This window comes from Sulfurirhabdus autotrophica, assembly GCF_004346685.1.
Taxonomy (GTDB): domain Bacteria; phylum Pseudomonadota; class Gammaproteobacteria; order Burkholderiales; family SMCO01; genus Sulfurirhabdus; species Sulfurirhabdus autotrophica.
On the sequence record NZ_SMCO01000007.1, the window covers coordinates 101,836 to 122,904 of the forward strand.

Sequence of the window (21,069 nt, forward strand, 5' to 3'; positions counted from 1 at the left end):
TGGAATGGATTGCTGTTAACAGTGTTGGACGGGTTAAAAATGCTGGTGCCTGTTTGGGAAATCGTAAAACAATGGGGTTACTTACGCTTTGATTTTAACTTTTTTAAGAGGAAAAAGTATGAAGGTTTCAGTGAATGTTATTTTGGCAAGTTTGTTGGTTGTGGCATTTAGCAGCAATGTGATTGCAGATGAAGTGAAGCCTGAAGATGCGATTAAATATCGTAAATCAGTCATGACAGTGATGAACTGGCAGTTCAAACCTTTGGGCGCCATGGTCAAAGGGGATCGTCCATTTGACAAGGATGTGTTTATAAAAAACGCAGCCTATCTGGAAGTGCTAAGCAAAATGCCGCTGGAAGGGTTTATTGCGGGTTCCGATAAGGGCGAAACCAAAGCCAAGCCGGAAATCTGGGCTGAAATGGAAAAATTCAAAGGAGGTATGGAAAAGCTGCAAGCTGAAACTGCCAAATTGGCTCAGGTGTCTAAAACGGGCGACATGAACCAGATTAAAGCGCAATTCGGCGAAACCGGCAAAACCTGCAAAGCTTGCCACGATAACTTCAAGAGCAAGTGATTTTAAGGTAATGCAGGCATGGGGTGATTTACCTGCACCGGGTAAATCGCCTGCTTAGGCTTTGGTGACGAGTAGCGCAACACCCGCTATCACTATTCCAAACAGCAGTAGCGCAATCCAGTTGCTGGTAAAGCGAAGTTTTGGCGGGGTTTCACCTGCTAGCGGCTTGAATCCGGTGATCAAGGGTGTAATCAGATTGTCCCGCTTAAAAAAACGATAAAACAGCACGGCTGCGATATGCAACCCTACAATCACTAATAATATATCAAAGGATTCGTGGTGCAATCCGCTCAGAATGTCACTGATATCTTTGCTGATCCAATGAGCAAGCGGCCCTTCGCTACTGACATCATCATTAGAAAATAACCCGGTTACTGCCTGAAATAACAGAAAACCCAACATAAGCAGGACCATCCATCCACCTAGTGGGTTATGACCGATCTGGTTGCCGGGTTTGGATTGCAGCAGGGTTTTGGCATAAGCGATAGTGGGCTGCAAGCCGCGGATGAAAGTTCTAAATCGTGACGTGGTACTGCCAAATATTCCCCACAGCACACGGAAAATAACCAGGGAAAGGATGGTATAGCCAGAATATTCGTGAATATTGAAAGCATTATCACTGAGCTCAATGCTCGCCCACGAAACACCCAATAAGATCACCAGGCTCCAGTGAAACAATCGGGTAGGTAAATCCCAGATTTTGATAGTCTGAATATTTGGATTGGTTTGGTTTTCTTGCTGCATGATGGGTTCCTGCAAGGAATGGTAGTAAAGCTCGCCTACATACAGATTTAAGTATCTTGTATGCAGGCGCATCCTACCTATTTTTTATGGGTTACACAATTTGCCGGTAGTGCTTTGACGAAATTGCTGGCATTGAGGTACCTATAAATTCAGCTGGTGGTAGACCACGTTAGCGACTAACAGCAAATCAGGTTTGGCCAGTTCTCCACTCAGCGCGTAACCTATTGGCCCGTCTACCCAGTAAAACACGCCCACTTTGCCTTCCTGCTCAAAGCGGAAAGCCGTTTCGCGCATGTCCTTGACGTGAGTACGTACATACAGGGTTAACCGCTTTCCTTTTGTATCCTGGTACATGAACTGCGCTGCCGGCCCATCTGTTCCTGGTAATAAACGCCCGCCTACCAGCTGGTACCCCGCTTCTGTCAGGTGAGGGGCATGTACGTTTGCATCCAGCCGTTTGGATAACCATTTAACCAGATGCGCTTCTTGATCGGCACCCACTTCAACAGGGTGTAGCACTTCCGGGGTATACACAACATGCGCAATGGCTGCCTGATGCGGCAAGGATGCCAGGTAGGCTGGTTTCGCGCTATCTGCCCCATGAATCAGCCACCCGGCAACACCGCCCAGCACCATCCAGAGCGCAACTGTCGCATAACGCATGATGGGCATGAAAGATCGGCGGCGGGCAGCCGGGTGCATTGCCAATGGGATGGGTTCAGCGGCAACAGGGTCAAATAGGGCATGCAACATGTCATTTTGCTGCTGATACGACTGAATACGCTCCGCTTCTGCGGGGTGCGCAGCAAGATAGGCTTTTACCTCCGCCATGCGCGCAGGGTCAAGCTGCCCATCCACATACGCATGCAGATCATTTTCCTGAATAGGTTGTGTGCTGTTGTTCATTTCACTCTCCGCAGTGTTGGTGCGGCATTTCCGGCCATGAGCACGCGCAGTTTTTCCCTGCCGCGTGATAGCCGCGACATCACTGTGCCGATGGGTATGCCCAATACTTGGGCGACTTCTTCATAACGCATTTGTTCCAGGCCCACCAGTAATACGACTTCTTTAAATTCCCCCGGCAACCGCGAAATGGCGGACATCAGGTCGCGCATTTCCAGCCCTTCGTCCTGGGTGGCGCGCACTGGAATATCCAGTGCCTCTTCGTCCAGCGTGACAAAAGCATGAGGGTTAGGGTTTTGCCGGATATGATTGATAAAAAGATTATGCATAATGGTAAACATCCAGGCGCGGATATCGCTTCCCTGCCGCCACAGGTGGAGTTTCCCCCAGGCGCGCTCCAGCGTGTCCTGCACCAGATCATCAGCACGGTCCCGATCGCCAACCAAAGCGCGTGCATAGCGCCTTAGTCGGGGGATCTGCTCTTCAATCAGGGCATTTTTGATATGCGTGCCCCTCTGTAAGTGTTACTGGACAATGATGTGCCAGACATCGTTAACATTATCGCCATTCATATCACCCGGTTTTTCGTCTTTAGCATATAGATAGAGAGGTTTGCCTTTGAGTGCCCATTGTTTGCTGCCATTGTCACGGGTAATCACCGTAAATGGACCCGCATCCTGAGCGCCTTCGGCTGCGAAAGGTGGCCAATTGGTTGCACAAGCATCATTGCAAACGCTTTTTCCACTGCCCGCTGTATCTTTATCAAACGTATACAGTGTCATTCCTGCGTTAGTCACTACTACGCCCATGGCCTTTTTTGCCGGAAACTTGGGCGCATCTTCGCTAAGAGCGGGTTGCGCTGCGAACGCAATCAAGCAAGCGGTTGTAAGTGTCAGCGTTTTCAGGATGTTCATATTTGTACCTCGGTTTTTTAGTAGTGAGTTCAACCACTATTTTAGCAGTTATCTCCATAAAACCGATTTTAAAGCAGTTGGTGCAGCAGATTTCCTGCTGCACCAACCCCAATCAAATATCAATAAGCAGGAGTTACTGACAACTTTGGATCGATTTGCCAGATTTCATTAACGAGCTTGCCACCACGATAAACCAGCACATATCGAACTTTAATAGTCGCTTTACCTTTAAATTCCACGTTGGCTGTGACGGTAGTGCCTTTGTCATTGGCACTTTCTTCTAATTTGGAAGTGGTGACTTCAAAAGGAGCATTCTTGGAAAACTTGCCCCAGACTTCCTTTATTTTGTCTGCGCCAGCGTAACCACCATCCAGCGGACCGCCAACCCATTGAAATGTGGCGGTGTCATTATAGGATTGCATGATCTGATCTACATTGCCAGCGCCGATGGCTTTGAAGTGAGCACTGGCATCGTCTGCAGCACCAGCAAAAGCGAATGAAGAAAGTGAAAACAAGGTGGCAACTGCCAGAGTACGGGTAAGCATGATCAATCTCCAGATGATGAACAAACACAAAGTTGAAGCAACGATTTTGCTGCTTATATTGTGGTTAACGCTGGCGATTAGAAAATATTCCCGTAAATATAAAATAATATGGGCTTCTGAATTTTTCTGTGGGGATTATTATCGTTAAACGATAAATTTCATCCAATTACTATGGGCGGTAGGTTTCGATGATTGAATTTGCTTACGTTTGCATGCGGCAGAAAAGGGGCCATGAGCGTTTGGTCGAGTAATCATGGTTGGCAGTCCGGAAAGTAGTAAAAAACAGTCGGTCAGCGTAAAGTTAAGGGGTGAAATAATTTCAGTCACTGATACAATCGTTCATTCACGCCCCCACGCATATTTTCTAAATCTAGCATTGCTGCAAATGCCCATTCCGCAGCAAAATCAATGTCTCTAGTTTGGTATACGGGGCATGGCCTGAGCCTGTAGAAACCTCAGCCAACAGCCCGCTGGGTAAGCACCCTTCTCATCACACAGCTCGCCTTTCAATACCAAAATTTCTTCGCCAAAGGGATGAGTGTGGGCATGCACTCGGGTTCCGGGCTGCCACAGTACGAGCGATAACTGATGAGGCGATTTTGCGAGATAGGCGACTCTCATGCCCTGTAGGTAACCAAAAAACCAAACGAGATCATCGCCGGCTATGGTTTCTGGTCTGCATGCGTTATCGATTGCATCGCGATTAATAAACAGCAATGACCCTACAGCGCCAGCGGCCAAAGTACTGTTCGTGCCACGTCGCAGAAAACTTCCTGCTCGATGTCCATGCGTATTTTCGTACAATGTTCCGCTGATGATATATATATCGTGGCGAATACATTTAGCTAGTTCGATGGTTTCAAATGGTGCCAAAGACTGAATTCCTGACCAAGGAAAATTTCGAGGAGACGAGAGGTGAACCAGGGAGCTCCCCAGCCCTTTCATGGTGGTCAAGTCGATGTTTTGCTGTTCAATCATGAAGCCTTCCTGGCCGCGTATGCAGCCTAATCAACCTTAATAATAATTACGCAACCAAGCCAACGGGGGTTGTCGTCATTGGTACAAATCCCGGCAAAGCTTCGATGCGCGCTAACCATGCACGAAGGTTCGGATAAGGTTGCAGCGAGACATTTCCCTCAGGTGCGCGTGCAATGTAGCTATAGTTGGCGATGTCAGCGAGCGTTGGATTCGATCCCACCAGAAAAGGCGTTTGCGAAAGCGTTTGCTCCATAACGCCAAACAGATTGTTCGCCCTAGCAATGGCTTCAACAGTATTGATCGGGGCGTTAAATAAAACCGCTACTCGCGCCGCAGCCGGGCCAAAAGCAAGTAAACCAGCAGCCACCGACAACCAGCGTTGAACCTGGGCTGCTTGCGTCGAATCAAGTGGCAGCCAGGTATCTGGAACATATTTATGGGCTAGATAAACCAAAATTGCGTTGGCATCGGCCAAAGTGGTTGCACCATCTTGAATTACAGGAATTTGTCCAAACGGATTCATTGCCAAAAATTCAGGCGATTTTTGAGCCCTGCTCGTCAAATTGATGTGAATTAATTCTATTGGCAAATTGAGCAGCGAAAGAAAAAGTTCAACCCGGTGACAGTGACCAGAAATCGGATGGCGATAAAGTTTGATGGGCTGAGCCGGGTTTGCGGCAGACTTTAAGCCTGTTGATATGGGATTCATGTTGTTACTCCTTTCAGTACAATTGTGATCTATTGGAAAATCCATCATTACTTGAATTGAGCGGGAAATTGCTTGGCAAGGGCGACAGTCAAGGCGTCAGCAATACCGACCATATGTGTTTTCATCGCTTCCCAGGTTTGGGCTTCTTCGGCGTATTGCTGATTAGCGACTTGCTGAATTTGTTGGATATGATGACCGCCATGCGCTAGTAGCATTCCGCGCAGCGCATCAATAGGCAGATTGGGGTTGGCTTTGCTCAGGAATGCCGCAATCTGCTCAACATTGTCGATCATATCTTGCCGCGTTTCATTTTGCCTGGTTTCGTTTTTGTTTTGAGTCGCAATCAAATATCCCTTAACGGCAGTGTAGTGTCCTGCCAATAGTTTAAAAAGGGTTTCAGATGCTGCCTTGCCGTAAAAAGGTTCGATTGAAGCAGCCAACTGCTTCGCATTATTGACTGTTTCTTTCTCAGCTACTGCGGCTGCAACGCTATTGCCATTCATGGTTTCTGTTACTACGGCGCGTACCCAAAAAGCATGGCCGATCCAAAGATCACGCAAAGCCGCGTCCGTGAGGCTAATTTTATCATTCGCCAGGATGGTATCAGTGTGCATGGCATGTTTGTGGGCGAACGCAGGGGAAGTGAAGCCTAGCGCAATGCTCAAAAGGGAAATGCTTATTAGATTTTTAGAGATCGAATGCATGTTCGGTACGCCTTGTAGTGAGTTTTTAAAAAAGTTTTAGATGAAGCTCCATGAAAAACCTTATAAGAGAGATCGTTGTTAATTACTGTGTCGATCCATCGGAAGCAAGTATGATTGCTGCGAATTAAATGATAAATACCGAAAATATTATTTAACTACTCCACTTTTCGGATTAATATTCGAGCATGGACAAATTCAAAGCGATGCTAACCTTCACGCAAATTGCCGACAGTGGCAGCCTAACTGCGGCGGCACAAGCAATGGAATCCTCTTTGCCTGCCGTGGTAAGGTCACTTGGCGCACTCGAGGCGGAGTTAGGGGTGCGTCTTTTTAATCGCAGCACAAGGCGAATTTCACTCACCGAGGAGGGCAGACGGTATTTGGAAAGTTGTCGCCAAATACTTGGGGCGGTTGCCGATGCCGAGGCGGGTTTAAGTTCACAAGTGCAAGAGCCGAGCGGCTTACTCACTATCACTGCATCGGTGGCCATTGGTCAAATGGTGGTTACGCCCGTTATCATGAGCTTGGTAAAACGCTACCCCAAGGTGCGCTGCAATCTGGTCTTGTTGGATCGTGTCGTCAATTTACTGGAAGAAGGCATCGACATCGGGGTTCGGGTAGGCGAGCTACAGGATAGTACCTTGATTGCACAAAAAATTGGCGCCGTCAGAAGGGTGTTGGTGGCGAGTCCGCGCTATCTTGAACAACACGGCAGACCTAGCCACCCTAAAGACTTACTTAAGATAAATTGCATCCGTTTTTCAACTACTAACGGTCCTTGGTGGCGCTTTCAAGAAAATGGCAAGGAATTCACACTTGCGGTTACTGGTAACCTTGAATTTAATCACGCTGGTTCCGCCCTTGCCGCATGTGTGGAAGGCTTAGGCATCGGCGTTTTTACCTCATACCAAGTGGCGCCCTCTCTTGCTACTGGGCAGCTGCAAATATTGCTCGAAGCATTCGAATCCCCGCCTCGCCCCATTAACTTGATCTATCCGCATGCGCGCCTGCTACCAAGTCGCACCAAAATTTTTATTGAGATGATGAAGCAAGGGAGTAAAGCGTTGCAGGAATAAACTACAGGATGTAAATTGTAGAATAGCCAAACGCAGCTCCCAAAGTCCGTCTTAACAAGTGTAAATAAGCACTTGGAGTCCGCAATTGGTATTGTGCCGAATGCTTCCTCCTTACTCTTCTTCAATAAATAAAATAGCTATTTCCATCGGCGAACTCGAAACAGATGCCTGTTTTTGCAATTTTTCGGACCGTAGGCGTCACGGTGATGACGGTCTCTGAAGGGGCGGGGACGGCTGTACACCATTCCATAAAGCCGACGTTGGGATTTGGTTGCGGAGGCTGTCAAAGAAAACGGCCATCCACAGCAAAATCAAAAATACCCCAATACAAAAACTATTTGCCGAAAACCTGCTCCGAAAGTCCCCACTTGGCGGCGAGCGTTTCGGTGGCATTGAGTATCTCTTCTGCTCGTGCAGGATGATTGTAAAAAGTACTGGCAAAACGGTTCAGGGCATCTTCCTGGCCGAATTGCTGTGCGATGAGATGGATAAGTTCCCCTGCTTCACTGCCAATGACTTCTGCACCTAGCAATGCGCCGCTATCCATATCGGCAATTAACCTGACAAATCCTTCTTGCTCATCCTGCCCTAGCGCACGCGGGTTGCCTTCAAATGAAGCAAAGCCGACACCAGCTTCAAGCCCTTCGTCTTCGGCTTCATCTTCACTAATGCCGATAATGCCCAGTTCCAGCGCTGAATACACAAGCTGTGGCACAGCTTTGTTCTGCTGTTTGCGGGATTGCGGGGAAAGGATGTTGGATACAACGACTGCCGCATCGGCTAAGGCATGGTTAGCTGACATATGGTGGTTGGCTACATCACCAATGGCGTAAATATGAGGGATATCGCTTTGCAAATATTCATTCACTTTGACGAACCCTTTGGTGTCAGTAGTGACGCCGGCCGATGCCAGGTTCAGTCCCTCGGTATGGGGAATCCGACCAGTGCCAAGTAGTACCCAGTCAACATTGATTTCAGAGCCATCATCCAGATTAAGGGTAACGCCCGGCCCAGTGAGATCAACGCTTTTTGTACGGGAACCGGTATGCGGGACGATTTTATGTCTTTCCATGGCATTGGAAAGAAGTTTTAGCGCGGGTTTGCTGTAACTGCTTTTTGAAAGGGGTTTGGACTGTGTGATCCAGGTAATTCTTTTGCCCAGCATGGCAAGAATAAAAGCAAATTCAGTGCCGATTACGCCAGAGCCGATAACCGCTACCCGGCGGCCTCTTGGTGGGACGCTATCAAACAGGTTGTCGGTGGTGAGAATTTTATCCGGTACTATTGGAAAAACGTCGGGAATATAAGCAGAGGAGCCAGTGGCAATGACAATATGCTTGCCGTGCAATGTTGTTTGCCCATCAATGCTTATCTTGTGAGCATCCACAAAACTGCCGGTTCCTTTGAAAGAGGCGATGCCGAGTCGCTTCATATAGTCCAGATAGCTGTCCCGGACCACTTGGACAGTATCTTTCTGGTGCCGCCATGCGATAGTAATGTCAGCGGTCAGGTTGCCATGAATGCCACGTTTAGCATAGTTTTTACTGGCGGCAACCAGGTGTGCGGTATGGTGCCAGTCTTTTTTGGGAACGCAACCGCGGTTGAGGCAGCAACCACCCCAATCTGCTTTTTCTATGATGGCTACGCTCAGTCCGCGTAGTTTGGCAAGTACTGCAGCCCGGTAGCCGCCCGGGCCAGAGCCGATCACGATGAGATCAAATTCTGACATGGAAAATCCTTCTGTAAAATAGCCATTCTCCAGTTGCCCTGGATGAACTCGGGTTTTATTATTTTTACAGTGATTTCTAAGTGGTCACTGCTATTGTTTGAAACAAGGTCGTTTTAAAGCAGGAACAACGTGGCCAGACCCAGAAAAATAAAAAACCCTCCGCTATCGGTGATGGCAGTAATCAACACGCTTGAGCCTACGGCCGGGTCACGGCCCATTTTGTGCATCAACAGGGGAATCATGACCCCCATCACCGCAGCCAGTAATAAATTGAGGATCATGGCACCAGTCATTACAAAGCCTAATGCAATGTTGTTATATAAAATATAAGCGAAAACGCCCACTACTGCCCCCCACACCACCCCATTCAACAGGCTGACGCCGACTTCTTTCAATAATAGCTTGCGGGCATTTCCGGGATGGATTTGACCAAATGCCAAGGCACGCACGATCATGGTAATGGTCTGGTTGCCGGAGTTGCCACCAATGCCGGCAATAATAGGCATCAGTGCCGCCAGTGCGACGAGTTGCTGGATAGTGCCTTCGAACAGGCCGATCACGCGAGAGGCAATAAATGCGGTAACCAGATTAATGGCCAGCCATGCCCAACGGTTCTGGACGCTTTTCCAGACCGTAGCGAACAAATCTTCTTCTTCTCTAAAACCGGCCATGGAGAGCATGTCACTGTCCGATTCTTCACGGATAAAATCCACGACAGCATCAACAGTGACGCGACCAATGAGTTGCTCATCTTTATCAATAACAGGAGCGGAAACCAGATCATAACGTTCGAAAGCCTGTGCAGCCTGATCAGCCTCTTCATCAGCGTGCAGGGTGATCGGGTCATCGACCATTACTGCTGCCACGCTCACATCAGGATCATGCAGTAACAAACGCTTCAAGGGGAGGACCCCAATTAGCTTTTTATCCCGGTCAATTACGAATAACTTGTCGGTCTGATCGGGTAATTCGCCCACGCGACGCAAGTAACGCAGTACCACCTCCAGACTGATGTCTTCGCGGATGGTAACCATGTCAAAATCCATCAGCGCACCGACAGTGCCTTCAGGATAACCCAGTGCAGACTGCAATTGAGCACGGTTTTGTGCGTCAAGGGACTGCAGCAAATCCTGCATCACATCATGGGGAAGGTCCGGCGCCAGATCGGCAATTTCGTCAGTGTCCAGATTCTCGGCCGCTGCGAACAGCTCCTCTGAATCCATGCTGGCAATCAGGGTTTCCCGAACGGCATCCGATACTTCCAGCAGAATTTCACCATCCCGCTCCGCTTTAACCAGATCCCAGACTAAAAGCCGGTCATTAAGCGGCAGGGACTCAAGAATATACGCAACGTCTGCCGGGTGAAGCTCATCCAGTTTTTTCTGGAGCGCAACCAGATTTTGTTTGTGCACCAGGGATTCAACGAGATCGTGGCGTGGCATTTCCTGTTTGTGCACCAGATTTTCGATAAGCCGATAGCGCTGCAACATATCCACTATCTGGTGCAGGTTTTGCGTGTCTCTCTCAGGGTGCTTTATTTCTTCTGCTTCGGCCATGCCTTATCGATTTTATTTTCGCCAATTACGCTATTTTAAGAACTTAAAGAGTGCCCGTCTAATCAAATAAATTTAATGCTCATAATAATAGTGACATCATAGCCTGTAATATGACAATTCTTGCAGTTCGAGAGAGATAAAATGCATTTTTTTACTGCAAATCCGGCTGGGCGCGATGTTGTTGATTTCCCCAATCGTTGGGATTTGCTGATCCTGCCTGGTGTTTTAGCCGCTCTTTTCAGCTTGGCATGGGGTATGCACCAAATGACTGCGCCCTATGATCTGGGGCAGCAGTTGCCAGTTTCCCTGGAGCCTTCTAATTTGCCCGCATATGCCATGCGAACAACACTGCGTATGGCTGCGGCGATGTTGTTTTCCATTCTGTTCACTTTTATTTATGCGAGCCTTGCGGCCAAAAGCCGGCGCGCCGGTATGGTGTTAATCCCTCTGCTGGACGTCTTGCAATCGGTCCCTATACTAGGTTTTTTGTCCATCACTATTATGGGGTTTATTCACCTGTTTCCGGGTAGTTTGATGGGGCCAGAGGCAGCAGCAATTTTTGCAATTTTCACATCTCAGGCGTGGAATATGGCATTCAGTTTTTACTACTCTTTACGCATGATACCCACTGATTTATATCAGGTTGCCGATGTTTTTCAACTTTCGGCATGGCAGCGTTTCTGGAAGCTGGAAGTGCCATTTGCTATGCCAAATCTGGTTTGGAACGCCATGATGTCGGTGTCCGGGGGGTGGTTTTTTGTGGTTGCCTCGGAGGCAATCAGCGTTTCAGGGCAAACGATAATGCTTCCGGGAATCGGTTCTTTTATCGCCCTGGCGATTCAACACAAAGACCTGAGTGCGATCGGTTATGCCATCTTTACGATGTTCATCGTTATTTTACTTTACGATCAATTGATATTTCGCCCGCTGATAGCCTGGTCGGATAAATTCAAATTTGAGCTATCAGAATCGCAAGATGTACCGTCTTCATGGGTGCTGACATTGATGCAGCGCACACGACTCTTGCCTAAGCTATTGGCATTGCCAGCTATATTCTGGGAAATTTCTTTGAAAGTTTTTAGACATATACCCGCCAGGCCGTTGCCAAAATTCAAACTGAAAATATTAAATAGAAATGTTCGCTTGTTAGACAAGGTCTGGTTGGCGCTACTGTTGGTATTATCGATTATCGGTTTGTTGACTTTGTCGCATTTTGTTTTGAGCGAGGTAAGTTACAGCGAAATTGGGAATGTCTTTTTTCTGGGATTGCTGACAGCTGGCAGGGTGATTGTTTTAATCATTTTGGCCACTTTGTTCTGGGTGCCGATTGGTGTGTGGATAGGCATGCGGCCAAAATGGGCGCAGCGGGCTCAGCCAGTTGTGCTGTTTTTGGCGGCTTTCCCCGCAAATTTGATGTTCCCGTTAGCGGTCGTGCTGATAGTAACCTACCATTTGAATGTGGAAATATGGCTGAGCCCGCTCATGATATTGGGTACACAATGGTACATCCTGTTTAACGTGATTGCGGGTGCTGCTGCCATTCCGAATGATATGCGCGAAGCAGCTGCCAATCTGGGATTGAAAAAATTGCTGGTGTGGCGCCGCATGATTTTACCTGCGATTTTCCCCTCTTATATTACTGGTGGCTTGACCGCCTCAGGGGGCGCGTGGAATGCAAGCGTGGTCTCGGAGTTGGTAAGCTGGGGTAATACAACTCTGGTTGCAAGCGGGATTGGTGCTTATATTACGCAACAGACAATGAATGGCGATCATCCTCGAATCGCCTTGGGGATTGGTGTAATGAGTTTGTACGTGATTATTCTTAACAGGGTGGTATGGAAAAGACTGTACCGGTTTGCTCAGGACAGGTTAAAACTGGAATAAAAATAAAGCCATGGATGAATCCAAAAAAGAATGTTTGATGCACTTGCATGGTGTCAGTAAGTCGTTTGCGGGTGCCGAAAAGAAAAGATTGAGTGTGTTGAAAGATATTGATCTTGAATTACATGCCGGTGAAATTGTGGCGATTCTGGGTAAGTCAGGTTGTGGAAAATCCACCCTGTTAAGGATTCTGGCAGGATTGACGCGCCCGACCAGCGGCAAGGTATTGTATCGGGGTAAACATGTGGATCATCCGGAGCCGGGGATCAGTATGGTGTTTCAGACTTTTGCCTTGTTTCCATGGTTGAATGTTTTGCAGAACGTTGAATTGGGATTGGAAGCGCAAGGTATAGAACCCGTTGAGCGACGTCAGCGCGCACTGGAAGTAATCGACATGATTGGCCTGGATGGATTTGAGTCAGCTTTCCCCAAAGAACTCTCAGGGGGCATGCGCCAACGGGTAGGATTTGCGCGTGCGTTGGTGGTGAATCCCGATATATTGCTGATGGATGAAGCATTTTCGGCACTGGATGTACCAACCTCTGAAACTTTGCGTAATGACCTGTTGGATTTATGGATTGAACGTCTGATCCCGACGCGAGCGATCTTGATGGTGTCGCACAATATCGAAGAAGCGCTACTGATGGCGGACCGAGTGATTGTATTTGATAGCAACCCCGGACGGGTCAAGGCCGAAGTGGCCATCACCCTGAAGCACCCTCGCGACAGGGAATCACTGGCGTTCAGGCAATTGGTTGAACGCATTTATACCATCATGACGACAACGGTGATTCCGAATGAAACCGAATCAGCAAAGGCAGTGCGGATTGGGATAGGTCATCCATTGCCCAGTGTGACCGTTGCCCAGATGACTGGAGCGATGGAGGAAATACTGCACTTATCCAGCACAGGTAGCGCTGAACTGCCGGTATTGGCGGTTGCATTGCAACTTGAGATAGATAACCTGTTCCCTATTTTGGATGCGCTGGTGCTGCTGGACTTTGCTGTGATTGCAAGTGGGGTGATCACCCTTTCCCGTCATGGTAAGGCATTTGTAGATGCCGATATTTTGCGACGCAAGGAAATTTTCGGAGAACACCAGTTAAAACGTGTCCCCCTGGCCGGGCATATTCGCCGTGTGCTCGATGAGCGCCCTTCGCAACGTGCACCGGAGCAGCGGTTTTTAAGGGAATTGGAAGATTATCTCAGTGAAGAAGAAGCTGAAAGAGTGCTGGCTGTTGTCATCGACTGGGGGCGTTACGCAGAGTTGTTTGCTTATGACTACAACTCCGGCATTTTAAGCACCGAGAATCCCGGAGAAGAAGTCATAGAGTAAAATCAGGTGCACTTACAAAGAATCCGCAAATGGATGGCATGCACAATGAAAAAGCGAAACGCTGGAAAGTGCTTTTTTAACGCGGTACCACTGCAGAATTCATGCGTGCCAGAATAATGCCCGTTTTGCGCTGTAACCCTTTTGCACCGGGGTGCTTATCGTAATAGCGCGGATTTGGCACCATGGCAGCCAGCTTGGCTGCTTGCGGTGCGGACAGACTAGCCGCGCTGGTGCGGTAATAGTGGCGGGCAGCGGCCTCTGCGCCAAAAACGCCATTTCCCCATTCAATCACATTCATGTAAATTTCCAGAATCCGGCGCTTGCTCATCATTTGTTCCAGCATTACCGTAATGGCAGCCTCTTCTATTTTGCGCCAAGGTGTGCGCTTGCTGGAAAGAAACAGATTTTTTGCCAGCTGCTGGCTGATGGTGGAACCTCCTGCGACAACCTTGCCTTTCTTCATGTTTTTTTCGTAGGCCTTTTGGATGCCTTCCCAGTCAAAGCCTTCGTGGTCGATGAATTTGGCGTCTTCGGCGGCAACCAGGGCGCGTTTCAAGTTCATGGAAATGCGATCATAAGGAACCCACTGGTGCCTTAATTCGGCATCCGGGTTTTGATCTTGCATGATTGCCAGCCGATCATCCATAAAAGAACTGGTAGCTGGATTGTGATCCACCCACCACCAGATATGCCCGAAAATCCAGAGTTGGTAGAGCAAAACCACACCAATGAACAGGGCAATGCCCTTCCAGAACCAGCGCCAAAGTGTTTTTAACATGTTATTTTCTGAGTAATTCGATGACGGGAAGTGTGGCGGGTCTTACACCACGCCAAATAAAGAAAGATTCAGCAGCTTGTTCCACCAGCATGCCCAAGCCGTCTGCCAGTTGGGCTGCGCCTTCACTTTGTGCAAACAACAGAAAGGGAGTCAATCCCTTGCCATACATCATGTCGTAGGCGAGCGCATGGCTAGCAAAAACACCTGCAGGTAATGGTGGTAAGGCATCGTTCAGGCTGCTGGAAGTGGCATTGATAACAAGATCAAACTCGCGGCCCGCCAGATCAGAATATCCGCCGCCTGTGATTGCACCATAGGCGGAAAATTGCTGCTGAAGTTCCACAGCTTTCGCCGCAGTGCGGTTGGCAATGGTGAGTGAATCAGGAAGCTGTTTCAGTATGGGTAATATTACGCCGCGCGCTGCGCCACCTGCCCCTAGTAACAGGACGCGTTTGTTTTGAATGTTGAATCCCAGGTTTTCCTTAATGTCCCGAACCAGTCCTGCGCCGTCCGTGTTGTCCCCGAAGATATTGCCATTCTCGAATTTAAGCGTATTGACTGCCTCGGCCAACTGAGCCCGCTCGGAAAGTACCGAGGCCAGTTGGTAAGCTTCCTGTTTAAAAGGAACAGTAACGTTCATTCCTTTTCCACCCTGGCTAATGAACTGATCAACAGTGCGGTCAAACCCGTCAAGGGGAGCCAGTACCGCTGTGTAAGCCATATCTTCCCCAGTTTGTTTGGCGAATTCAGTATGAATACTCGGGGATTTGCTATGTGCTATGGGGTTGCCTGTAACGGCGTATTGGTCAGTCATGTTCAGAAATCAAAAAGGCATATTTTAACCTAGAAAGGATTTTTCATCTCAGCACTTCTATGGTTTGGGATAAATTAAGTGCTGGCGACTGATAGACAGCTAAATAACCACTCTGATTTTCTGCGGCTAACCAATGAGGATACTGAAAAAGTTAACTTTGTTGCCAAGGGAGGCCGGCTGCCTTCCATCCGTTAACCGAGCTACGGCGGTTGGTAGCGGGATCTTTGTCGCCTTCAAAACCTTGAATCACGTTGTAGCAATTGGTAAAGCCTGCTTCCATCGCGGCAATTGCTGCCTTATGGGATCGGCCTCCAGAACGGCAAATAAACATCACGAGTGATTCCGAGTCGATTTGCTGTTTGAGATTGGTAATAAAGAAAGGGTTAGCATGCCAGCCAGGGTAAGATTGCCATTCAATCTGGGCGCTGCCCGGAATAGTGCCAATCAGTTCCCATTCAGCATGGGCTCGCACATCCACCAAAACGGCAGAGGGTGCCTCTGAAAGCAAGTGATAAGCTTCTGCAGGTAATAAAGCCCCTTCGTAGGGCAAACCAAGCTGTATTGCCCGTTCGTGAGCAGTTTTTAGAATTTCAGTGATGTTTCCCATGATAAACCTTGCTCTAAACCCTTTTTTTACAGTATAAATGAGTTTTTCATATATGTAATAAAAGCCTTGAGCAATCATCCTCCTTCCGGTATTGACCCGGCCAATCACGAACGTTACCTTGCCGCGCAAAGAGTCACCTGGGTCAGTGTTGTGGTGAATGTGGTTTTGACTATCCTGCAGATTGTCGTGGGGTATTTCGGACGCTCCCAAGCCCTCATGGCAGATGGTATTCATTCATTATCCGATCTGCTATCTGATTTTCTTGTGCTTTTTGCCAACCGCCACGGCAGTCGTTCAGCTGACGCGGACCATCCTTATGGGCACGCACGCATTGAAACCGCGGCCACACTGATCTTAGGGGTGTTGCTGATTGCAACCGGTGTGCTGTTGTTATGGGGAGCAGGAATGCGCCTCCAGGATGCCAGTGCCATTCAGAAAGTGCATCCGGCTACGTTATGGATCGGTTTGCTGACCCTTGTAGGCAAGGAAAGCTTGTTTCGTTACATGATGAGTGTTGCCAAACGGTTGCGCTCTCAAATGCTCATGGCGAACGCCTGGCATTCACGTTCGGATGCGGCTTCTTCACTGGTTGTAGTGGCAGGGATTGCTGGCAATCTGGCCGGATTTACCTTTCTGGATCTGATTGCGGCGGTACTGGTAGCTTTCATGATTGCGCGTATGGGATGGAAAATGGGTTATGACGCACTTTCAGAACTTATCGACACTTCTCTGGATGCCGAACAGGTAGCGGCGATTCGGGAATCACTGGAAAGCACGCCTGGCGTGCTTGGCCTGCATGAATTAAAAACCCGTAAAATGGGCGATAATGCACTGGTGGATGCCCATGTGCTGGTTGATCCGAAGATCAGTGTGTCGGAAGGGCACTATATTGCAGAAACCGCACGAAGCCGCGTTCTGAAAAACCATGATGTTCTGGATGTCATGGTGCATATAGACCCGGAAGATGATACCCGTGCCAAACCCAGTGTGCATTTGCCTGGTCGCAAGGTGCTTCTGGAACATTTACACCAGTGCCTGAGCGGTGCACTTCCTGAACCTGAAAAGATCGTGCTGCATTATCTGGAAGGCAAGGTCGAGGTGGAAATATTCTTGTCTGCGGCTTTTTGTGACGACGTGGACATCATGAGAGGGCTGAAATCTCGGATTATGGAAGTGGTGTTGAGCGATGATTATTTTAGTGCAATCCACTTGCACCGTCATGATGCGCTATAATGGTGCGTTATTTTATTAATTGCACCAATTTGGTGCAATTAATTTTGTTACCGTAGTGCAACAGCTTGTGGCAGAATATCTTTCTTTAGAATTTTTGATGGCATGGTTCCTGCTTACCTAGCCCTTTGTAGAAGAAAAAAACTTTACCGTAAAATTGTGTTGATATTTTAGGAGAATGAAGATGGCGGCAGCCGATGTTTTAAAGATGATCAAGGATAACGAAGTGAAGTTCGTTGATCTGCGTTTTACTGATACCCGCGGCAAGGAACAGCACGTGACCATCCCGTCGCATGTAGTTGATGCAGACTGGTTTGAAGCCGGTCATGCGTTTGACGGTTCATCCATCGCTGGCTGGAAAGGTATTCAAGCTTCTGACATGATGCTGATGCCTGATCCTGAAACTGCTAATATGGACCCGTTCATGGACGAGTCCACCCTGATTATTACCTGCGATGTCATTGAGCCATCTGACGGTAAGGGTTATGACCGTGACCCACGTTCTATTGCAAAGCGTGCTGAAGCTTACTTGAAGTCAACCGGTATCGGTGACACAGCTTACTTTGGCCCAGAGCCAGAGTTCTTCATTTTTGATTCCGTAACCTGGCATACCGATATGTCCGGTACATCGGTCAAGATTAATTCCGAGGAAGCAGCCTGGAGTTCCGGCGAAGTATTCGAAGGCGGCAATACTGGCCATCGTCCACGCGTTAAGGGTGGTTACTTCCCCGTCCCACCAGTTGATTCCCTGCAAGATATCCGTTCTGCCATGTGCCTGGCAATGGAAGAAATGGGTGTGCCAGTTGAAGTGCATCACCATGAAGTGGCAACTGCCGGTCAATGTGAAATCGGTACCCGTTTCTCTACCCTGGTTCAGCGCGCTGACTGGACTCAAATTCTGAAATATGTTGTACATAACGTTGCACATTCATATGGCAAAACCGCTACTTTCATGCCTAAGCCTATCGTGGGTGATAACGGTTCCGGTATGCACGTACACCAGTCCATCTGGAAAGACGGCAAAAACCTGTTTGACGGCAACGGTTATGCGGGTCTGTCCGAAATGGCATTGTTCTACATTGGCGGTATTATCAAGCACGCCAAAGCACTGAATGCAATTACCAATCCAGGTACCAACTCTTACAAGCGTCTGGTTCCAGGTTTTGAGGCACCAGTTATGCTGGCTTACTCAGCGCGTAACCGTTCTGCTTCCATCCGTATTCCTTATGTAACCAACCCTAAAGGCCGTCGTATTGAAGTGCGTTTCCCAGATCCAACCGCGAACCCATACCTGGCATTTACCGCCATGTTGATGGCTGGCCTGGACGGTATTCAGAACAAGATTCATCCAGGTGATGCAATGGATAAAAACTTGTATGATCTGCCGCCAGAAGAATCCAGCGCTATTCCACAAGTTTGTTCTTCACTGGAAATGGCATTGGACGCTCTGAATACAGACCGAGAGTTCCTGACACGTGGTGGTGTATTCTCCAACGAAATGATTGATGCATTCATTGAGTTGAAGATGGAAGAAGTAACACGCTTCCGCATGACTACCCATCCAGTTGAATTTGATATGTATTACAGCATCTAATCAGTCGGTTATGTGCATAAAAAGGGCGGGGGTTTCCCCGCCCTTTTTTATTTGTGTTGAGTAGATTGGCTTAAATGTCATTTTCTTAATGCAAGGCTGGTTGCATTGATTGCTGTTAGTGCCTATCATAAACTTGCCTGAAGATTGAGATAGGAAAAGGCAAGGGAGAGCTATGAAGCAAAATGTGTTGAGAGCGTGCGGTTTCTTGTTGCTGATAGGCAGTCTCAGCACTCAGGCTGAGATGTATAAACAGGTGGATGACAAAGGTCAGGTTACCTATTCCAATGTGCCGATAAAAGGTGCAAAAAAAGTAGACCTGGCACCGATTACGATATTACCCCCAACCAAAGCCAAATCTGCGGGAGCATCTGCAAAAGGGAGCGCAGTCGAGGTGCAGGATGGACCCGAAAAAAATGCAAAAAAGCAGGCAGTGGAAGAGTCTTTAGTTAAAGAACAGACTTCGTTGGTAAAAGCCAAGCTAGCGATGGAAGAAGAAAAAAATCGTTCGGGAACGCTTAAAAATAAGGTTGACGGTAAAGAAGTAGCGCGAAAAGCCGTTAACAGGAATGAAGAAAGAATAAAAGAATTGCAGGATGAGATTGCTCTGCGCGAAAAAAATATTGAGTTGTTGAAGCAGGATTTAGCAACTTTACAGTAATATTTACAGTCATATAGGCATTGTGAACCTTTGAAAACAAGAATGAATATGTTAAAAAATATCGCGTTTATTATTCTGTTTGGCCTGCATTTGTCTGCCTATGCGGAAATATACAAATATGTTGACGAGAACGGTCGCGTAACATATTCAAATATTGCCAAAAAGGGTGCAAAAAAGCTGGATCTGGAGCCAATTTCGACTATTTCCGGCACCAAACCGAAAAATGCCTCTTCACCGACGCCTTCCAGTTTTCCTAAAGTGGATGGTGAAACGCAAAAAAAGCGTGATGATGTACGACGCCAACTGCTGGAAGAAGAATTGGCTAACGAACAAAAGCGACTCGTAGCAGCGCAGCAGGCGCTTAAAGAAGGCGAAGGCGTGCGCTTGGGCAATGAGAAAAATTACCAGAAATATCTGGACAGAGTTCAGGGCCTGAAAGACGAAGTGACAGCCCACGAAAAAAATCTGGAAGCTTTGCAGAAAGAACTGGCTGGAACAAGATAAATACCGAAAGTGCAACGGGTAGGTTCGTAGAAAACAGCGATCCGTCCGTTGCAAGAAAATTCAATTGGCCGCCTTACCCTATGGCGCGTTTCTTGCTTTACACAATGTGTGACTGAAAAATATCCCATGAAAAATTCGGCGTTCCCTGGTTTGGAGCTGTTATCCACCGCAGTTTTGCTGGCGGACGAAGATTTGCGCCTGAAATATATCAATCCGTCAGCAGAAAGTATGTTTCAGCTAAGTAGTAAGCATGTGCTGGGTCAATCTCTGTATAACATTTTCTCCGATACAAGTGAATTGCAGGCTGCGGTGACCTATGCCACGGAACACAACAGCAGTTTTACTGAACATGAGATGACGATCGGCACACACGGCAATGAGAAAATGCTCGCTAGCTGCACGGTAACGCCCATAGAAAGCGAGGGGCTTGGCATTCTGATCGAATTTCGGCAAATGGAACAGCAACTGAAAATTGCGCGGGAAGAGCGCATGTTGCTGCAACAGCAAGCTAATCGTGAATTGATCCGCAATCTCGCACACGAAATCAAAAACCCTTTGGGGGGAATCCGTGGCGCGGCTCAGTTGCTGGAATACGAATTGCCAAAACCGGAGCTGAAAGAGTATACCCAGGTAATTATCAAGGAATCAGACCGTTTGCAAGGTTTGATGGACCGGTTGCTTACACCGCATCGGATTCCGCAGATTCAGCAAATCAATATTCATGAGGTGCTTGAACGGGTAAGAAGTTTGTTACTGGCGGAAACGCCTGTTGGAATCAAAATCAAGCGAGATTACGATACCAGCTTGCCGGAGATGGTGGGTGACAGAGAGCAGTTGATCCAGGTGGTGTTGAATATTGCGCGGAATGCCGTTCAGGCGCTGCAGGGCAAAGGGGAAATCATATTTCGAACTCGCGTAGCCCGACGTGTGACGTTAGCCAGAAAGCACTATCGTCTGGCGCTTAAATTACAGATTATCGATAATGGACCGGGTATTCCGGAATCGCTCAAAGAAAAGATTTTCTACCCTCTGGTATCAGGTCGTGAGGATGGAAGCGGATTAGGGCTGACTATTGCCCAAACCTATGTGAATCAGCATCATGGCACAATTGAATATGAAAGTCGCCCGGGTGCAACTACCTTTACCTTGTTGCTTCCGGTGTCAGGTGAAGAAGAGTAAAACTATTCAATGCACCAAAATAGTGCATTGGTTTAATCAGATGGATATTTGAGAAT

Annotated in this window: 22 protein-coding genes; 9 read left to right on the forward strand and 13 right to left on the reverse strand. The window is 48.0% G+C overall.

Annotated features, from left to right (window positions below; translation table 11 throughout):
- Positions 1 to 118: 118 nt before the first annotated feature.
- A complete protein-coding gene (locus tag EDC63_RS09125) occupies positions 119 to 574 on the forward strand; it encodes a c-type cytochrome (RefSeq protein ID WP_124945240.1) in 456 nt (151 codons plus the stop codon).
- A 54-nt stretch (positions 575 to 628) separates the two neighbouring features.
- Here EDC63_RS09125 and EDC63_RS09130 read toward each other — a convergent pair whose 3' ends face one another.
- The 8 genes from EDC63_RS09130 to EDC63_RS09165 all read right to left on the reverse strand — a co-directional run bounded on the left by EDC63_RS09130 (position 629) and on the right by EDC63_RS09165 (position 6,071).
- Entirely contained in the window at positions 629 to 1,318 is a 690-nt protein-coding gene (locus EDC63_RS09130; protein ID WP_165922955.1) for a cytochrome b/b6 domain-containing protein, read from the reverse strand.
- 141 nt (positions 1,319 to 1,459) lie between these two features.
- A complete protein-coding gene (locus EDC63_RS09135) occupies positions 1,460 to 2,224 on the reverse strand; it encodes an anti-sigma factor family protein (RefSeq protein WP_124945242.1) in 765 nt (254 codons plus the stop codon).
- The gene (locus EDC63_RS09140) at positions 2,221 to 2,724 is read right to left on the reverse strand and encodes an RNA polymerase sigma factor (protein WP_124945243.1); all 504 of its coding nucleotides are present in this window, start codon (positions 2,722 to 2,724) and stop codon (positions 2,221 to 2,223) included. Before EDC63_RS09140 ends, EDC63_RS09135 begins: the two co-directional genes overlap by 4 nt.
- 21 nt (positions 2,725 to 2,745) lie before the next feature.
- Positions 2,746 to 3,135 (reverse strand): COG4315 family predicted lipoprotein, encoded by a 390-nt coding sequence (locus EDC63_RS09145; protein WP_124945244.1) that lies wholly within the window; start codon positions 3,133 to 3,135, stop codon positions 2,746 to 2,748.
- A gap of 119 nt (positions 3,136 to 3,254) precedes the next feature.
- Positions 3,255 to 3,680 carry a nuclear transport factor 2 family protein gene (locus EDC63_RS09150; protein ID WP_124945245.1) on the reverse strand — a complete coding sequence of 142 codons (426 nt, stop codon included), beginning with the start codon at positions 3,678 to 3,680 and terminating at the stop codon, positions 3,255 to 3,257.
- A 414-nt stretch (positions 3,681 to 4,094) separates the two neighbouring features.
- On the reverse strand, positions 4,095 to 4,553 hold the full coding sequence (locus EDC63_RS09155) for a cupin domain-containing protein (RefSeq protein WP_165922956.1): 459 nt from the start codon (positions 4,551 to 4,553) through the stop codon (positions 4,095 to 4,097).
- A gap of 151 nt (positions 4,554 to 4,704) precedes the next feature.
- Positions 4,705 to 5,367, reverse strand: a complete 663-nt coding sequence (locus EDC63_RS09160; RefSeq protein ID WP_124945247.1) for a glutathione S-transferase family protein — start codon at positions 5,365 to 5,367, stop codon at positions 4,705 to 4,707.
- Positions 5,368 to 5,414: 47 nt separating this feature from the next.
- Positions 5,415 to 6,071, reverse strand: coding sequence for a hypothetical protein (locus EDC63_RS09165; protein ID WP_124945248.1), 657 nt, complete (start codon positions 6,069 to 6,071; stop codon positions 5,415 to 5,417).
- A 203-nt stretch (positions 6,072 to 6,274) separates the two neighbouring features.
- Between EDC63_RS09165 and EDC63_RS09170 the strand changes: the two genes are divergently transcribed.
- The gene (locus tag EDC63_RS09170) at positions 6,275 to 7,147 is read left to right on the forward strand and encodes a LysR family transcriptional regulator (protein ID WP_223272284.1); all 873 of its coding nucleotides are present in this window, start codon (positions 6,275 to 6,277) and stop codon (positions 7,145 to 7,147) included.
- 334 nt (positions 7,148 to 7,481) lie between these two features.
- Here the strand turns inward: EDC63_RS09170 and EDC63_RS09175 are convergent, their stop codons facing one another.
- Together EDC63_RS09175 and mgtE are read right to left on the reverse strand one after the other, a co-directional pair.
- On the reverse strand, positions 7,482 to 8,876 hold the full coding sequence (locus EDC63_RS09175) for a dihydrolipoyl dehydrogenase family protein (RefSeq protein WP_124945250.1): 1,395 nt from the start codon (positions 8,874 to 8,876) through the stop codon (positions 7,482 to 7,484).
- 113 nt (positions 8,877 to 8,989) lie between these two features.
- Entirely contained in the window at positions 8,990 to 10,432 is a 1,443-nt protein-coding gene (mgtE, locus tag EDC63_RS09180; protein ID WP_124945251.1) for a magnesium transporter, read from the reverse strand.
- A gap of 141 nt (positions 10,433 to 10,573) precedes the next feature.
- On the opposite strand from mgtE, the gene EDC63_RS09185 reads away from it, so the two are divergent.
- Together EDC63_RS09185 and EDC63_RS09190 are read left to right on the forward strand one after the other, a co-directional pair.
- On the forward strand, positions 10,574 to 12,316 hold the full coding sequence (locus EDC63_RS09185) for an ABC transporter permease (RefSeq protein WP_124945252.1): 1,743 nt from the start codon (positions 10,574 to 10,576) through the stop codon (positions 12,314 to 12,316).
- Between the two features lie 10 nt (positions 12,317 to 12,326).
- A complete protein-coding gene (locus EDC63_RS09190) occupies positions 12,327 to 13,649 on the forward strand; it encodes an ABC transporter ATP-binding protein (protein ID WP_124945253.1) in 1,323 nt (440 codons plus the stop codon).
- 76 nt (positions 13,650 to 13,725) lie between these two features.
- On the opposite strand, the gene mtgA is transcribed toward EDC63_RS09190, so the two are convergent.
- The 3 genes from mtgA to EDC63_RS09205 all read right to left on the reverse strand — a co-directional run bounded on the left by mtgA (position 13,726) and on the right by EDC63_RS09205 (position 15,848).
- The gene (gene mtgA / locus EDC63_RS09195; RefSeq protein WP_124945254.1) at positions 13,726 to 14,427 is read right to left on the reverse strand and encodes a monofunctional biosynthetic peptidoglycan transglycosylase; all 702 of its coding nucleotides are present in this window, start codon (positions 14,425 to 14,427) and stop codon (positions 13,726 to 13,728) included.
- 1 nt (position 14,428) lies between these two features.
- A complete protein-coding gene (aroE, locus tag EDC63_RS09200; protein WP_124945255.1) occupies positions 14,429 to 15,241 on the reverse strand; it encodes a shikimate dehydrogenase in 813 nt (270 codons plus the stop codon).
- Positions 15,242 to 15,392: 151 nt separating this feature from the next.
- On the reverse strand, positions 15,393 to 15,848 hold the full coding sequence (locus tag EDC63_RS09205) for a rhodanese-like domain-containing protein (RefSeq protein WP_124945256.1): 456 nt from the start codon (positions 15,846 to 15,848) through the stop codon (positions 15,393 to 15,395).
- A 66-nt stretch (positions 15,849 to 15,914) separates the two neighbouring features.
- On the opposite strand from EDC63_RS09205, the gene EDC63_RS09210 reads away from it, so the two are divergent.
- The 5 genes from EDC63_RS09210 (at position 15,915) to glnL (ending at position 21,013) form a co-directional block, all read left to right on the forward strand.
- Complete coding sequence (locus EDC63_RS09210) at positions 15,915 to 17,081, forward strand: cation diffusion facilitator family transporter (RefSeq protein WP_223248164.1); 1,167 nt, start codon at positions 15,915 to 15,917, stop codon at positions 17,079 to 17,081.
- Between the two features lie 181 nt (positions 17,082 to 17,262).
- Entirely contained in the window at positions 17,263 to 18,672 is a 1,410-nt protein-coding gene (gene glnA, locus EDC63_RS09215) for a glutamate--ammonia ligase (protein WP_124945258.1), read from the forward strand.
- A 172-nt stretch (positions 18,673 to 18,844) separates the two neighbouring features.
- Positions 18,845 to 19,330 (forward strand): DUF4124 domain-containing protein, encoded by a 486-nt coding sequence (locus tag EDC63_RS09220; RefSeq protein ID WP_124945259.1) that lies wholly within the window; start codon positions 18,845 to 18,847, stop codon positions 19,328 to 19,330.
- Between the two features lie 42 nt (positions 19,331 to 19,372).
- Complete coding sequence (locus tag EDC63_RS09225) at positions 19,373 to 19,834, forward strand: DUF4124 domain-containing protein (protein ID WP_124945260.1); 462 nt, start codon at positions 19,373 to 19,375, stop codon at positions 19,832 to 19,834.
- Positions 19,835 to 19,960: 126 nt separating this feature from the next.
- On the forward strand, positions 19,961 to 21,013 hold the full coding sequence (gene glnL / locus EDC63_RS09230; RefSeq protein WP_124945261.1) for a nitrogen regulation protein NR(II): 1,053 nt from the start codon (positions 19,961 to 19,963) through the stop codon (positions 21,011 to 21,013).
- Positions 21,014 to 21,069: the final 56 nt, after the last annotated feature.